Origin of the sequence: Nostoc sp. DedQUE09, assembly GCF_034530915.1 — a bacterium.
In the GTDB taxonomy this organism is placed as follows: domain Bacteria; phylum Cyanobacteriota; class Cyanobacteriia; order Cyanobacteriales; family Nostocaceae; genus Nostoc.
The window spans coordinates 1-15,142 of record NZ_JAVRCE010000004.1 but is presented as its reverse complement, the minus strand read 5'-3'; the positions used below and the strand labels follow the sequence as shown (position 1 = coordinate 15,142).

Genomic DNA, 15,142 nt, shown 5'->3' with positions numbered 1-15,142 from the left:
TTGTGCAAAGTAAAACCCTCATCCCAGAAGTCGAGTAGGAAGCTAGAATGGCAATTCCAAATAAACAAGTAAATTCTAATACTGATATTTTAGATAATAGACGCACCCAAACTCGTATCCAAGTTCGCATTCCTAAAGACCTGCATGAGGAACCAGTCATTTCACGACTGGTTTCTCACTATGGGGTCATAGTCATTATTGCTGATGCTCAGGTAAGCGCAAACGTGCCACAATATAGCTGCTTCGATCTGGAACTGCGAGGTACTGTTTCTCAGATTGAAAGCGCCCTAACTTACCTGGATGAACTGGATTTAGAAGTTTTGCACCAATCTACTGCTGAAGAAGATGGTTGGTAAATTGAGTGCTGAGTCAAAAACACTCAGCACTCAGCACTCAGCACTTGTTACTGATTTTAAGCCATTTGATTTTCAATCGCCCACCGCGCTAGTTCAGTGCGGTTATGGAGATTAGTTTTGCCCAACATGTTGGACACATGGCTTTCAACTGTGCGCTGACTAACATTTAGTTCTTCAGCAATTTCCCGATTAGCTAAACCCCTAGCGACAAACTGGACTACTTTCAGTTCGGTGGGGGTTAATTGCACATCGAAGGGAACCTGGATGCGGGAACCATTTTCGCCTCCTTTAGCTTGGTGTTCTTTCCAACGGATAGTTTGTTTCAGCGAGGATTCAACTTGCGCTACAAGTTCTTCTGGTTCAAAGGGTTTGACCATATAAACATCAGCACCTTTATTCAGACCCTTAACTCGGTCTGCACTTTGTCCCTTAGCTGAAAGGAAAAGAACCGGAATCCAACTGGTGCGTTCGTTTTGCCGGACTTGTTCTACAAAAGTATATCCGTCCATTTCCGGCATCATCACGTCGCAGATAATCATGTCTGGAACATCTTGCTCTAAAATTTCCAGAGCTTCACGTCCATTTTCGGCGGTGATGACTTCGTATCCCCGGAATTCTAAGTAATCCTTCACCAGCAAGATGAGGTTAGGGTCATCATCAATCAATAGAAGTCGTTTGTGATCTTTCATGCTGGGCTCTTTCATAGCAGTGGCACTTGTCGCGCTTCGGTCCATCAAAGTCTTGAATATTTATCCTCTATCGTGGGTTATTTCGAGATGTTGTCCTTTTTCCTACTTAACTTGCCTTTGCTGTCTCGAAACCTCAAAAATGCCGAGCACTTTCAAGAGACTAGTAGCTCGATAGCAAAAGTCCAGCAAGGATACGTATAGCAGTAGTATCTATAATGCGCTATTATATATCGCATTGAAAGTGGCGGGCGAAAAAACACTGATTAAATAATAATCCTTCTGACTCACAAGTAAGTATTGGCTTAAAGATGACCCTACCTCAAAACCAACCCGCACTTTCTTAAAGCTTACTGCTGTTCCATATCCTTCAATTGTTAAGCCTCTATGAGGTGTTCACAAGAAACTAAGGAAGTTTCTGGCAAAGGATGGTTTAAAAATGCATATTTTTCTACCACCTTATTGCCTATTTAAGTGTTCTTGGATGATCCGCTCAATAACTTCCAGGTTTGCTTGGCGATACCAGACACCATCAATGTAAACCACCATTATGAGTCTAGAACAACAAACGCGCAAGCCGTTGGCTTTAGTTGTATAGACGCATAAGGAATAATTCTGTTGCGACTTATCAAGTTTTAAGTCTTTAAGTCGCTCTTTTAAGTATTCCCAGGATTCCAGACTAGCTGATTTTGAGCAGCAATTAGCAATTGTCTGGTCAGCGCAAATAAAAATGTGTCGCTGAATTTTTGCAAGTCCTAAACTTTCTACACCATTACTCAGGCCTTATATTCTAGAGACTTAGTGGCTTTTGGGATTTGATGGCTTGACTGGATCACTGTATTGTTACTTATCGGGCGGCTCCCTGATTACAGTTCTATAACAATTTCCAAGCTTTGCAAATAAAGTTGACTGAAAAGGGAATGGAAAATTGGGAAAACTCTTCATTACTCCCAACTTCCTTTGACCATATAAAAGTATACGTAACTTCCGAAGCAGAACCCGCAGAGTAAAAATAATTAGGCATTTGTACTTAAGTAGAACGATGCTCTTCTAGTTCGGGAACCCGTACTAAAGAAATTCTTGCCATTAGATGCAACTTTTCGGTAAATTAGCACTCAGGGGTTGAGAGTGCTAATCTCTGGAGAAAATAATTATGGCAGCTTTATCTTTAAGCGTTTCTACAGTTAAACCTTTGAGCGATCGCGTTTTCGTAAAAGTGAGCGCCTCTGAGGAAAAGACCGCAGGTGGTCTGTATTTGCCCGACACCGCCAAGGAAAAGCCCCAGGTAGGGGAAGTAGTGGCCCTTGGTCCTGGCAAGCGTAACGATGACGGTAGCCGTCAGGAATTGGAAATTAAAGTCGGCGATAAGGTGCTTTACTCCAAGTACGCTGGTACTGACATCAAGCTCGGTACCGAAGAATATGTACTGCTTTCTGAAAAAGATATTTTAGCAGTTGTTGTTTAGTGGTCATTAGTCATTGGTCATTAGTCATTAGCCAATGACAAAAGACAAATGACGAAAGACAAATGACAAAAGACAAATGACAAAAGACAAATGACAAAGGACAACTAACAATTATGGCAAAGCGCATTATCTACAACGAAAACGCCCGTCGCGCCTTGGAACGAGGCATTGACATCCTGGCTGAGGCTGTAGCTGTTACCCTTGGCCCCAAAGGTCGTAACGTAGTCCTAGAAAAGAAATTTGGCGCACCGCAAATTGTTAATGACGGTGTAACGATCGCCAAAGAAATCGAATTAGAAGACCACATTGAAAACACTGGTGTAGCTCTGATTCGTCAAGCTGCTTCTAAGACCAATGATGCTGCGGGCGATGGCACCACCACTGCTACCGTTTTAGCTCATGCGATCGTCAAAGAAGGCTTGCGGAACGTTGCAGCCGGTGCTAACGCAATTTCCCTGAAGCGCGGTATTGACAAAGCTGCCGGCTTCCTGGTAGAAAAAATTGCTGAACATGCCCGTCCAGTGGAAGATTCCAAAGCCATTGCCCAAGTTGGTGCGATCTCGGCTGGTAATGACGAAGAAGTTGGTCAGATGATTGCCCAAGCAATGGACAAGGTGGGCAAAGAAGGCGTAATTTCCCTAGAAGAAGGGAAATCTATGTTCACCGAGTTGGAAATCACTGAAGGGATGCGCTTTGACAAAGGCTATATCTCTCCTTATTTCGCTACCGACGCTGAACGGATGGAAGCGGTTTTTGATGAACCTTTCCTCCTGCTGACCGATAAGAAAATCGCTTTGGTACAAGACCTTGTACCAGTATTAGAGCAAGTAGCTCGTGCTGGTCGTCCTTTGGTGATTATCGCCGAAGATATTGAAAAAGAAGCTTTAGCAACCTTGGTAGTAAACCGTTTACGCGGTGTACTCAACGTGGCTGCTGTTAAGGCTCCTGGCTTTGGCGATCGCCGCAAAGCACTACTAGAAGACATCGCCGTTTTAACTGGTGGTCAACTAATTACCGAAGATGCTGGTCTGAAGCTAGATAACACCAAGCTGGAGAGCCTGGGTAAAGCTCGCCGGATCACTATCACCAAGGACAGCACCACAATTGTTGCCGAAGGTAACGAAGCTGCTGTTAAGGCTCGTGTAGAACAGATTCGTCGTCAAATCGATGAAACCGAATCTTCTTACGATAAAGAAAAATTACAAGAGCGTCTTGCTAAACTTTCTGGTGGTGTTGCTGTAGTAAAAGTTGGTGCAGCAACCGAAACCGAAATGAAAGACAAGAAACTGCGCCTAGAAGACGCTATCAACGCCACCAAAGCTGCTGTGGAAGAAGGTATCGTTCCCGGCGGTGGTACAACTCTGGCTCACCTTGCTCCCGACTTGGAAGTTTGGGCAAAGAGCAATCTTAAGGATGAAGAGTTGATTGGTGCTTTGATTGTCGTTCGTGCCTTACCTGCACCTCTGAAGCGGATTGCTGAAAATGCCGGTCAGAATGGTGCTGTCATCGCTGAACGCGTCAAAGAAAAAGACTTCAACATTGGCTACAATGCTGCAACAAACGAATTCGTCGATTTGTTAGCCGCTGGTATTGTTGACCCTGCTAAGGTGACTCGTTCTGCTCTGCAAAACGCTGCTTCCATCGCTGGTATGGTGTTGACAACTGAATGTATTATAGTTGACAAGCCTGAACCTAAAGATAGCGCTCCTGCTGGCGCTGGTGCTGGTGGTGGCGACTTCGATTACTAATACTTTGTAGTTACATAATTTGTAAAACAGCTGCTTCCTTTATGGAGGTGGCTGTTTTTTTGTGTCAGGAAAAGAAAAGTGAGTTATGACAACACTTGTATAGCAAAGTGCTGAGTGCTGAGTGCTGAGTGCTGAGTGCTGAGTAAGAACCTGGTCGTTTCAAGCCTTTGAGCAATCAACACTGTCCTAACCTATGTGACTACGGCTATAAATATTTAGCTGAAGAGTACCCTCTGAGTTTGTGCGTTGGTTACTTGGGATAAATGAACTAAACAACAAGTGCAGAGTTCTTATCTTCCTCCGCTTACCTCTGCGCTTCCCTTAGCATCCGTTTGCATTAAAAAACAATCTCCTCCCTCATCCTCTCTTCCAGCACATCCAATAACCCATCTACATCCTTCCCAACTTCCTCAAAACAAATCGGTGGCGCTGGTTCCGGTGCAAACTGAATTAACTTAATTTCCCCCTTCCCAATCCCAATCATCACAACTTCCACTTCCGGCTGATGATTCTCAACAATTCCTAAAATTTCCTGAAGCCGATTCTCAACTCTAATATTTAAATTCTCTATCTGCTCTTTGGGACAATAAACAAAATGTGGGGTTGGTTGCAAATCAATACCAACAGTACCCTGAGTGTCACCATTTGCTAACCACAATCCCCAAAACAGCGCCGCCAACTCTTGCTGATTTGCTTTGACAAACTTATCCAACTGGCGACGCCACTTAGTATCACCTGATTCTGGTTGACTATTACCAAAAAACATAAATAATTCGTAATGAAGACACAGACAATAGGCGAAACTTATCTCAAACCTGACTGTACACGCCAGAGGCCGGAATAAATACCGTCTTTCTCCAGCAATTGCTCATGGGTTCCCGACTCTACTAATTTCCCATGTTCCATGACATAAATGCAATCGGCATTGCGGATAGTGGAAAGACGATGAGCGATCGCAATTGTAGTTCTATCTACTGTAATCCGTTCTAGCGATCGCTGGATTGCCGCTTCTGTCTCATTATCCACCGCCGAGGTAGCTTCGTCTAAAATCAGAATCGGCGGATTCTTTAAGACTGCACGTGCGATCGCAATCCGTTGTCTTTGTCCACCAGATAACTTTTGTCCTCTTTCCCCGACAATTGTCTCATAACCTTGGGGCAATTCAATAATAAATTCGTGTGCCTCGGCTATCTTCGCTGCCATGATGATTTCTTGCTCTGTAGTTTCAAAGCTACCGTAAGCAATATTCTCCGCTACAGTGCCATGAAATAGAAACACATCTTGACTCACCAAACCAATGCAGCGGCGTAAGTCTTTTAAATTCAAACTTTGCAAGTCGATACCATCGAGAGTGATGCTTCCAGCTTGCACTTCATACAACCGCAACAAGAGTTTGACTAAAGTGCTTTTACCAGAACCAGTAGAACCGACAATTGCAATAGTTTTTCCCGCCGGAATCTCCAAAGATAGATTTTTAATCACTGGAAATCTATCTTTATAGGCAAAATAAACATTGTTAAATTGCACTTCACCGCGCACTTCATTCACAGGTAACTCCACATCACCTGTATGAATAGCGATAGGAGTATCCAATAAATTCATGACTCGATTAGTAGAAGCCATTGCCCTTTGATATTGGTCAAAAGTTTCGCCTAATCTAGTTAAAGGCCATAGCAATCGCTGGATTAAAAACACTAATACGCTATAAGTACCTACAGACATTGCTCCAGAAACCGCTGCCATCCCGCCATACAAAAGTAATGCCGTGAACCCCACCAAAATCAGCATCCGAATTAACGGCACAAAAGCAGCAGAAAGAGCAATTGCTTTAGAGTTACTCCGGCGATAAGCTTCACTATCTAATTCCAGACGATAAGCTTCATAAGCTTCAGCAGTGAAACTTTTAATAGTAGTAATTCCGCTGATATTGTTTGACAACCGCGAATTTAGAAAACCTACCTTTTCGCGGACATCAGCGTAGCGAGGTGCGAGTAATCGTTGATAGGCAAAAGAACCCCAAAGAATAAATGGCATCGGTGACAAAGCCATCCACGCTACACTAGGAGCCAGAATAAAGAAAGCAGCGCCAATAATTAGGACAGTTGCAGAAACTTGGATGATATCATTTGCTCCTCCATCCAAAAACCGCTCTAATTGGTTAATATCATCACTGAGGATAGACATTAAACCGCCAGTGCTGCGTTCTTCAAAATAAGCCAATTCCAACTCTTGCAAATGTTTGTATGCATCCAAACGCAAGTCATGCTGAATATTCTGAGCCAAATTCCGCCAAAGTCGAGCGTAGGCGTACTCAAAAACAGATTCTAGTATCCAAATGACCACAGTCAGGAAGGAAATAATCAAAAATTGTTGAAAGACATCACGTACCCCTAACTGTGCAATTATGGAATCCTGTTGCTTGACTACCACATCCACCGCCACCCCAATTAAGCCGGGTGGTGCTAAGTCGAAAAATTTATTGAGGGTAGAATAAGTAGTCGCCAGCCAAATTTGTTTACGATACTGGTGTCCATACTCAAGCAAACGCTGGAGAGGATGCGCTGAATGTTTACGCTTTCTTGATGCCCGATGAGATTTTAATGCAGTAGCCACGGCTTTTTGCGATTTCGTGTCACTGATATTACCACGGAACAAAGGCTTGAGTCTTAAGTCCTGAGTCTGAAGATTGATTCAGACAGACTAATGAGAAACTAGTAACTGAGTTTATTTAAGGAGTGGGGGCAGGCGAGCAGGGGTGCAGGGGGTGAATAACTAATAACAAATGACAAATGACAAATGACAAATGACAAATAACTAACTAAATATTGGAGAAAGGAATTTGAAAAATCAGCAATTTGGTAATTGGCAAACCACAGTTTTCGGAATTGTGTTGGCAATACTAGTGATTATTGGGCTAAATTCCTTTATTATTATTAACCCAGGACAAGCAGGAGTAATCAGCATCTTGGGTAAAGCGAGAGACGGCGCTTTATTGGAAGGTATTCACCTGAAACCGCCTTTTATCACTGTGATAGATGTGTATGATTTAACAGTGCAAAAATTTGAAGTGCCAGCGGAGAGTTCCACTAAAGATTTGCAAAATTTATCTGCGAGATTTGCAATTAACTTTCGCCTCGATCCGATAAAAGTAGTTGAAGTTAGAAGAAAACAAGGAACATTAGAGAATATTGTCTCAAAAATCATTGCGCCCCAAACACAAGAAGCATTTAAAATTGCCGCAGCTAGAAGAACAGTAGAAGAAGCGATTACTAAACGAAGTGAGTTAAAAGAAGACTTCGATAATGCGTTAGGCGATCGCTTAGACAAATATGGAATAATTGTCTTAGATACTAGCGTAGTTGATTTAGCATTCTCACCAGAATTTGCCAGAGCAGTCGAAGAAAAACAAATTGCCGAACAACGAGCGCAAAGAGCCGTTTATGTAGCACGAGAAGCCGAACAAGAAGCGCAAGCAGATGTGAATCGCGCCAAAGGTAGGGCAGAAGCTCAAAGACTCTTAGCAGAGACACTCAAAGCCCAAGGAGGGCAGTTGGTTTTGCAAAAAGAAGCAATTGAAGCTTGGAAGACTGGCGGCGCTCAGATGCCCAAAGTCCTGGTTATGGGTAGTGACTCAAAAAATGGCGTACCCTTTATATTCAACCTTGGGAATGTCCAAAATCAACCGTAAAAGGGAAGTGGGCATGAGATAACAAGGTCTAAAATTATGGAATTTGCTCTGACCTCAGACAAATTTTACAATAGACATTTTGCAAAAGTTACTTTTGCAAGATGTTGGGGAAAGGTTAAAGGTTACTGGGTTTGGGAAAATTCCATACCTTTACCCGTTACCCTTTTCCCCACAATGCCAAGAAGTCTAATACATTGGACTATTCCCAATTCAAAATCTAAAATCCAAAATGGTATAAGTTGGGCTGGTACAGGTTGGTGGAAACCTTTCATTTCATTACAGCCAGAAAGCTCAAAGTTAAAGCATGAGTGACTTTTAACTTCCGCCTTGCAGTACTAGTCCCAACTCAAATACCACAGAAAAACCAACCAGATAATAGTCGAAGTTTATGTCAACCTCCAATTCTCAGAATCTCACTGCCGAAGAAGCAAAAAAGTTACTGAACAAATTCAACTGTCTAGACATTGCTCCTATCCTCAACTCATCAGAAAAAGTTGTAGTTCGTAATGCCTTAATTTTACTCACCAAGCTTACTGATTACCAAATATTAGGAATTTGTGCTGATACGGCAGAAGAAGGAATATTGGCAATGAAAACCTATTCTCTGGCTTTGGGTTATGAACCACCAAATAATTTACTGACACCTGAAGGGCCAGTTTATATCAAATTAAATGGTAAAAATGGCTTGTGTTATCTTGATTCCTATGATGGACATCATCGTGGTGTATTAGTATCTTGCCAGTCTTATGACGAAGATGGAATCAACGAAATGTATGGACACCTTCCCTTGGACTTATTTGTATAGAAGTTTGCGAATGTAGGTAAGGTATTTGCCTTACCTACTCACTAATGAAAAATAATTAATGACTTCAATCTTATGAGTATTATTACACTACAATCAGTAAAAAAAGACTTTGGTATCAAGGAAATTTTAAAAGATGCCAGCTTTAGCCTTGATGCTACTGATAAAGTTGGATTAATTGGTACTAATGGTTCTGGTAAATCAACCTTATTAAAAATGATCGCCGGATTAGAATCGATAGATAGCGGTCAAATTTTAATTAACTCCGGTTCTAAAATCATCTACTTACCCCAGCAGCCAGATTTAGATGAAAATCACACAGTTTTAGAGCAAGTTTTCGCTGACAGTGGCGAACACATGGCTTTAGTACGCGAGTATGAAGAACTTTCTGATAAATTGGTTCACTATCCAGATGATAGTCAACTGATGTCTCGCCTTTCTGTGGTGATGCAACGGATGGATACGAGTGGTGCTTGGGAATTAGAAACAAATGCCAAAATCATCCTCACAAAATTAGGAATTTCTGACTTTGATGCCAAGATCAGTACTTTATCTGGAGGTTATCGCAAGCGCATTGCTTTAGCATCAGCTTTGCTATCAGAACCAGATGCTTTGCTCATGGATGAGCCGACAAACCATCTTGATGCTCTTTCTGTAGAATGGTTACAAAGTTATTTAAATCGCTATCGCGGCGCATTGTTTCTGATTACCCACGATCGCTATTTTCTAGATCGCGTTACCAACCGGATTATTGAAATCGACCGAGGCGACATTTACACCTATACAGGCAACTATTCATATTACCTCGAAAAGAAAGCTTTAGCTGAAGAATCTGCCGTCAGCAGTCAACGTAAACACCAAGGCTTGTTGCGGCGCGAGTTGGAATGGCTCAAAAAAGGGCCAAAAGCTAGAAGTACCAAGCAAAAAGCGAGAATTGACCGCGCTCACGCTCTACGGGATACTGAATTTAAACAAGTTCAGGGTAAAGTTGATATTTCGACAGTCGGTCGTCGCATTGGTAAAAAAGTTATTGAATTAGATAACATTTCTAAGTCATACAATGGACGCACCCTGATTAATAATTTCACCTACGAATTTAGTCCAGAAGACCGCATCGGTATTATTGGCGCTAACGGTGCAGGGAAATCTACTTTAATGGATATCATTACTGGACGAGTTAAGCCAGATTCCGGCATTGCAGAAATTGGTACTACAGTTCACATCGGTTATTTTGACCAGCATTCTGAAGAATTGCTTACAGCATTGAATGAAAGTCAGCGCGTGATTGACTACATCAAAGAAGAAGGAGAATTTGTCAAAATTACCGATGGTACTCAAATTACCGCTTCCCAAATGTTAGAACGGTTTTTGTTTCCTGGTAATCAGCAGTATGCCCCAATTAGTAAACTTTCCGGTGGGGAAAAACGCCGTTTATTTCTGTTGCGGGTTTTGATGGGTGCGCCCAATGTTTTAATTTTAGATGAACCAACAAATGATTTAGATGTTCAGACCTTGGCAGTATTAGAGGATTATTTAGAAGACTTTGCCGGGTGTGTAATTGTAGTTTCTCACGATCGCTACTTTCTCGATCGCACCATCGATACAGTATTTTCCTTTGAAGAAGGCGGTAATCTGCGGCAATATCCAGGGAATTACTCGATTTATCTGGACTATAAGAAGGCTGAAGAAGCACAGCAACAAGCTGCTAACGCTAAGGAGAAGCCGAAAAATGCTGAAGTCCAAAATGGTGCGGCTTTACCCAAGGATGGAGAGAATACCAAGCGGCGGAGATTATCCAATTGGGAGAAAAAAGAATTTGAGCAGTTGGAAGGTAAAATTGCCGAGTTAGAAGCTGAGAAGGCGGAAACCGAAAAAACACTAGGGAATGTGTCACCGGGTAATTATAGCGAAGTGCAGAAATTGTATGATCGTGTAGAAAAGCTCAAGCACGCGATCGATGTAGCGACTGAACGCTGGTTAGAATTAGCAGAGATAGAGTCTTAATGTTTTAACATGACGTGAATTCAACGAACCTCTTTCTGCCTTGAACTAAAGTTCAAGTCTGTCCCTCTCCAAGTCGGAGAGGGACGGTTTTGCGTAGTAAAACCAGGGAGAGGTCTTTTTATTCAACTAATTTAGCCAGCCACTATATGATCTGTCGAACTCACGTTAATATTAATTTCTGCGATCTAATTGCTCAATCTGCCAACTAAAATGTGAGCTAATTCAGTTAATTCTTCAGGAACCCGATATAATTTGAGGTCTTCCATTGCTTTGGGAAATCGAATTATGAGAAAGCCTCTAATCTAGAGTGTAGTTAGAGGCGAGTAACTTTTTTATCTGCTTCTCTCAAAGCTACTTCTATCAATAAATCTTTGCCTCTAACTATGGAGTATTTGAAGGCATATATAAATAATCGTCCAAGTTAATTTTATATGTGATTCCTGATACAAAAGAAAAAGACTACGATATTCATTACTCTAGGTGTACAAAGCTTAATTTAACGCTGAAACTTCTGATAGATTATAAAAAGTTTTTTTTGGGTTACAACCTTAAGTATCTCAGTATTAACTAATAGAATCACAATGATTGACTGTAATGGAAAATCTCAACGCTACAAATACGCTTGGGTAGACATTTTTCGGCTTAATGCCATTGTTTGATTATAATGTTTTGCTCAATGCATTAGCAGCGATCGCAGCTGCTTATTACAGCATTGTCATACCAGCTAAAGTCATGGGTGTTAATGTATCGAAAAATATTTAACATCTGTATCCAATCAGCTTTGGTGGCAGAGAAATAATTTCCCCTTCTGAGGAAAAACAATGAAACAGAAGCCAATAAATCAGCAGATAGTTGCTGATTGAGGCGATCGCCGTAAAACACGACGGCAAATCCTCCGGTTTGGGCTAGCCGGGATGATTTTACCACTCGTTGCCTCTCAACTATCCAATTGCCAAAAGCGGAAGTTATTAGTTATGGAAAGCTCAAAACAAGTTGATTCTAGAGCTACTGAAGGACAGTTGTTGTCCCGCCCAACTCGCCCCACAACAACCGCTTTGACCGGGTTACACCCACTAGGGCTGGATGGGCAGCGAGATGGTTTTGTCTATGTACCTGAAACATATCGAGCAGATCGGCCCGCTCCCCTGGTGTTGATATTACATGGAGCCGGCGGGGATGCGGAGGGGGCGCTAAAAATCCTCCATCATTTAGCAATTCGCTTTGGAACAATTCTGTTGGCAGTAGATTCACGCCAAAAAACTTGGGACATTATTCGGGGTAGCTATGGCCCTGATATTGCCTTTATTGATCGCGCACTAGCACAAACTTTCAATCATTACGCGATCGCTCCGAACCAAGTAGCGATCGCTGGTTTTTCAGATGGCGCTTCCTATGCCCTTTCGGTTGGTATTACTAATGGCGACCTGTTTAACCACATTATTGCTTTTTCACCCGGATTTATGGCTCCTGCTAGCCAAGCGGGGAAACCGCGTGTATTCATTTCTCATGGAAAGTCAGATGCGGTGTTGCCGATTGAACGGTGTAGTCGCCGGATTGTCCAGCAGTTAAAACAAGCAGGCTATGACCTAGAATACCGTGAATTCAACGGGTCACATACAGTTCCGGCTGCGATCGCCGAAAGAGCTATGGAGTGGTTTACCAACTCAGTGCTGAGTGCTGAGTGCTGAGTGCTGAGTGAGGAGTGCTGAGTGTTGAGTGAGGAGTGAGGAGTGTTGAGTAAATTTAAGAAGTATTCAGTACTTCCGCACTACGGTAAAAGCCCCGCCCCTTGTAGGCGGTCTTTTCACTCAGCACTTGGAACTCAGCACTCAGCACTCAGCCTCGGATAAAGTGTTTCATTCGTGACATCAAAACTATGAAAACTGACCCAGGTATCGCTATAGATTCCAATCCTCCAAAGGTGAAGCCTCAAAAAAATAGATGGGGAACTATTGGCATACTGTTATTTTTAGTAATTTTTGTTAGCTTTTTCGCCTCCAGACTAGAATTTGTTTTAGGTAAAACTCCTAGTTTAGATAAGACTTTTACACCTGTAACCCAGGCTGCACCTCAAGAAGTTGGTTCTTATGATGTTTTGGGATACGCGATTAATAAGGAAGAGGCAACACGTTTACTAGCTACAGAAAATGGACGCAAACAACTATCTCCTGAAAATGGGGCGTTTGCTGTTACTGACGAAACTTTAAAGCTGGGGCGAGATGCTTTTTACTCGGAAACTTTTGGGAATGAAATTTTCCAAACTGATGTAGTTGGGGCGCTGAATGGCCCGATTAATATGATAACCGTGGGTCAGGCGATCGCTAAACTTGGCGGTAAGCACACAACCAATCTCCGAATTCCGATAAATGAAGATGTAACAATAGGTGGACGCACTTATAAAGCTGGCACATTGTTAAATACAGGATTAGATGTACCTGCGAATTCTCTTGTACCACTGGGTATGCGTGCCAGCCTGACTAAAGGCAAGTTGAGATTTGGTATTACCTGTGCTTTATGTCACGCCACACTTGACAATAAGACTGGACGGATCTTAGAAGGCGCACCAAACAATGACGTTAATACGGGTTTAGTTTTGGCATTTGCCACTAATTCCGCAGCCATGTTTCGCCAAACAGATGTTAATCCTACTCAAATTCCGGCAGGAGAACATACTTACATTAACGCTGACGGCGAAGAATCCCGCTTACCAGATGCCAAAACTTTAGAAGATGCAGTTGATGCAAAACTCCTAACTTGGCCGCCTGGCAACTTTGATTCCACTGGCACTTTAGTAAACAATCCCTCACAAATTCCCTCATCTTACACTTTTGATGCCTGGCCTTACGGTTGGAGTGGTCATTCCGCAATTGGTTGGTTTCATGGTTTGACTACCTTAAATAGCAATGTCCACGCCACAAACTCAGATGGGACAAATGGCGCTGATGCCAGTCAATCCACATTAGGTATTGACAAGGAAACTTATTTAGGCGTGATTCTGCAAAATGCCGCAAATCCAGCTTTTAGATTACCTGAAGATGCAAAACCATCAGAATTTTTCGACAAAATCGATCCCACTCCTGGGGAACCTGCAATTAATCAAGTGATTCGGATGCCTGGATATCCGAAAGGTTCGCCGTTTATATTAGATGGTTTAATGGCATCTTCCCCCGGCTTCCCCGTTGGCGAACAGCTGAATGCCATGTCTGCTTGGCAAAATACTCTCGCACCACCACCGATTCAAGTTAGTGATGTTGCATCTCTAGAAAAAGGGGCGGCTGTATTTAATCGTGCTGGCTGCATAGACTGTCATAGTGGACGCTACTTTACTAATCATGATGTCATCGCTCAAAACGAGATTGGAACTCAACCATCACGCGCCCCGACATTAGCGCCATTCGCTAAGAACTTCATCACACCCCAGACTTACCCTAACAGTGTCTCTGTTCCTTTGCCGTCTAATCCTCCAGTGTTAGAAGTTTCTACAGATATTACGCCACAAAAAGCACAACAGTTAGCTTTTGGAATGAACAATTCAGTCGGTGGTTATAAAGTAACAAGCTTGATTGGGTTGTATCTAACTGCGCCTTATTTACATGATGGTGGCGTGGCTGCTAGTGCTTCAGCATTAAAGCAAGCTGAACAGAACGGACATTTTGTAGTGGCAAATCCTGAGCAACTTGGGATGGCTGGTACATTAATGCAAAATATTCTACCCGATCCAGAAGCAAGTTTACGGGTATTAGTTGACCGTAATCTTCGTGAGACAATGGTTGCAGTTAACCAAGCTAATCCAGATTTGCAAAAGTCGAATGTAGACGGCAGAGGACACGCTTATTGGGTAGATGCAGAAGCTGGCTTTACTACTCAAGAACAGACAGATTTAATTCAATTCCTCCTCAGTTTGGATGATCAACCAGAAATTTTACCCAGTTCACGTTAACTAAGAATAGGCATGGAAAGAGAAATTAAAGATTCAGATGGAATTACATGGACTTGTATTCAAGCATTTTCAGGTCTTTCTGATACCTCAAAAGCTGAAGATGCGGCTGAAGTCGAAGGAGAACCAGATACTTACTGGGTTGTCTGTACTCCTAGTGGCGGCGCACAGTCTGTACGGCTAAAGCTACAGGGTAAATGGGAAGAAGAATACTCTGATGAGGCGTTACTTAAGGAAATTAAAACGCAGCAATAATTGGCATTAAACCTCTTGCATAAATCAAACAATTTGAACCTTACCCCGTCCAAGCGTAGCTTTGTCTTTCCTTTGCGCTCGGTGTATACACAAATCTGAAATAGCTGATTAATCAAGGTTTTACCCCACCCTAACCCTCCCCTTGCAAAGCAGGGCTGATTCATTCCATTTCAAACAGGATTTGTCAAGATGGTTAGCAAG

At 42.5% G+C, this 15,142-nt stretch carries 12 protein-coding genes and 1 pseudogene; 10 read left to right on the top strand and 3 right to left on the bottom strand.

All coding sequences use genetic code 11. The features are described from left to right. Nucleotides 1-47: 47 nt before the first annotated feature. On the top strand, nucleotides 48-356 hold the full coding sequence (locus RMY27_RS03530) for an NIL domain-containing protein (RefSeq protein ID WP_322660482.1): 309 nt from the start codon (nucleotides 48-50) through the stop codon (nucleotides 354-356). A 56-nt stretch (nucleotides 357-412) separates the two neighbouring features. Here the strand turns inward: RMY27_RS03530 and RMY27_RS03525 are convergent, their stop codons facing one another. Further along, on the bottom strand, nucleotides 413-1,090 hold the full coding sequence (locus tag RMY27_RS03525; protein WP_012407592.1) for a response regulator transcription factor: 678 nt from the start codon (nucleotides 1,088-1,090) through the stop codon (nucleotides 413-415). A 1,105-nt stretch (nucleotides 1,091-2,195) separates the two neighbouring features. Here RMY27_RS03525 and groES point away from each other — a divergent pair. Together groES and groL are read left to right on the top strand one after the other, a co-directional pair. Continuing rightward, nucleotides 2,196-2,507, top strand: a complete 312-nt coding sequence (gene groES, locus RMY27_RS03520; protein ID WP_322660480.1) for a co-chaperone GroES — start codon at nucleotides 2,196-2,198, stop codon at nucleotides 2,505-2,507. A 113-nt stretch (nucleotides 2,508-2,620) separates the two neighbouring features. Next, complete coding sequence (gene groL / locus RMY27_RS03515; protein ID WP_322660478.1) at nucleotides 2,621-4,255, top strand: chaperonin GroEL; 1,635 nt, start codon at nucleotides 2,621-2,623, stop codon at nucleotides 4,253-4,255. 337 nt (nucleotides 4,256-4,592) lie between these two features. Here the strand turns inward: groL and RMY27_RS03510 are convergent, their stop codons facing one another. Both RMY27_RS03510 and RMY27_RS03505 read right to left on the bottom strand, forming a co-directional pair. Beyond that, nucleotides 4,593-5,021, bottom strand: coding sequence for a hypothetical protein (locus tag RMY27_RS03510; RefSeq protein WP_322660477.1), 429 nt, complete (start codon nucleotides 5,019-5,021; stop codon nucleotides 4,593-4,595). 38 nt (nucleotides 5,022-5,059) lie between these two features. After that, entirely contained in the window at nucleotides 5,060-6,868 is a 1,809-nt protein-coding gene (locus RMY27_RS03505; RefSeq protein WP_322660475.1) for an ABC transporter ATP-binding protein, read from the bottom strand. 226 nt (nucleotides 6,869-7,094) lie between these two features. On the opposite strand from RMY27_RS03505, the gene RMY27_RS03500 reads away from it, so the two are divergent. From RMY27_RS03500 to RMY27_RS03470, 7 genes and pseudogenes are all read left to right on the top strand, one after another. Continuing rightward, nucleotides 7,095-7,943: a prohibitin family protein gene (locus RMY27_RS03500; RefSeq protein WP_322660473.1), complete on the top strand. Its 849-nt coding sequence runs from the start codon at nucleotides 7,095-7,097 to the stop codon at nucleotides 7,941-7,943. 388 nt (nucleotides 7,944-8,331) lie between these two features. Then, the gene (locus RMY27_RS03495; protein WP_322660471.1) at nucleotides 8,332-8,748 is read left to right on the top strand and encodes a DUF1824 family protein; all 417 of its coding nucleotides are present in this window, start codon (nucleotides 8,332-8,334) and stop codon (nucleotides 8,746-8,748) included. Nucleotides 8,749-8,820: 72 nt separating this feature from the next. Further along, nucleotides 8,821-10,749 (top strand): ABC-F family ATP-binding cassette domain-containing protein, encoded by a 1,929-nt coding sequence (locus RMY27_RS03490; protein WP_322660469.1) that lies wholly within the window; start codon nucleotides 8,821-8,823, stop codon nucleotides 10,747-10,749. Between the two features lie 630 nt (nucleotides 10,750-11,379). Beyond that, nucleotides 11,380-11,511: pseudogene (locus tag RMY27_RS03485) on the top strand (DUF4383 domain-containing protein); the annotation flags it as partial. Nucleotides 11,512-11,723: 212 nt separating this feature from the next. After that, nucleotides 11,724-12,437 carry a phospholipase gene (locus tag RMY27_RS03480; RefSeq protein WP_322660466.1) on the top strand — a complete coding sequence of 238 codons (714 nt, stop codon included), beginning with the start codon at nucleotides 11,724-11,726 and terminating at the stop codon, nucleotides 12,435-12,437. A 188-nt stretch (nucleotides 12,438-12,625) separates the two neighbouring features. Next, nucleotides 12,626-14,689 (top strand): hypothetical protein, encoded by a 2,064-nt coding sequence (locus RMY27_RS03475; RefSeq protein ID WP_322660464.1) that lies wholly within the window; start codon nucleotides 12,626-12,628, stop codon nucleotides 14,687-14,689. Nucleotides 14,690-14,701: 12 nt separating this feature from the next. Then, on the top strand, nucleotides 14,702-14,941 hold the full coding sequence (locus RMY27_RS03470; RefSeq protein WP_322660462.1) for a hypothetical protein: 240 nt from the start codon (nucleotides 14,702-14,704) through the stop codon (nucleotides 14,939-14,941). Nucleotides 14,942-15,142 lie beyond the last annotated feature (201 nt).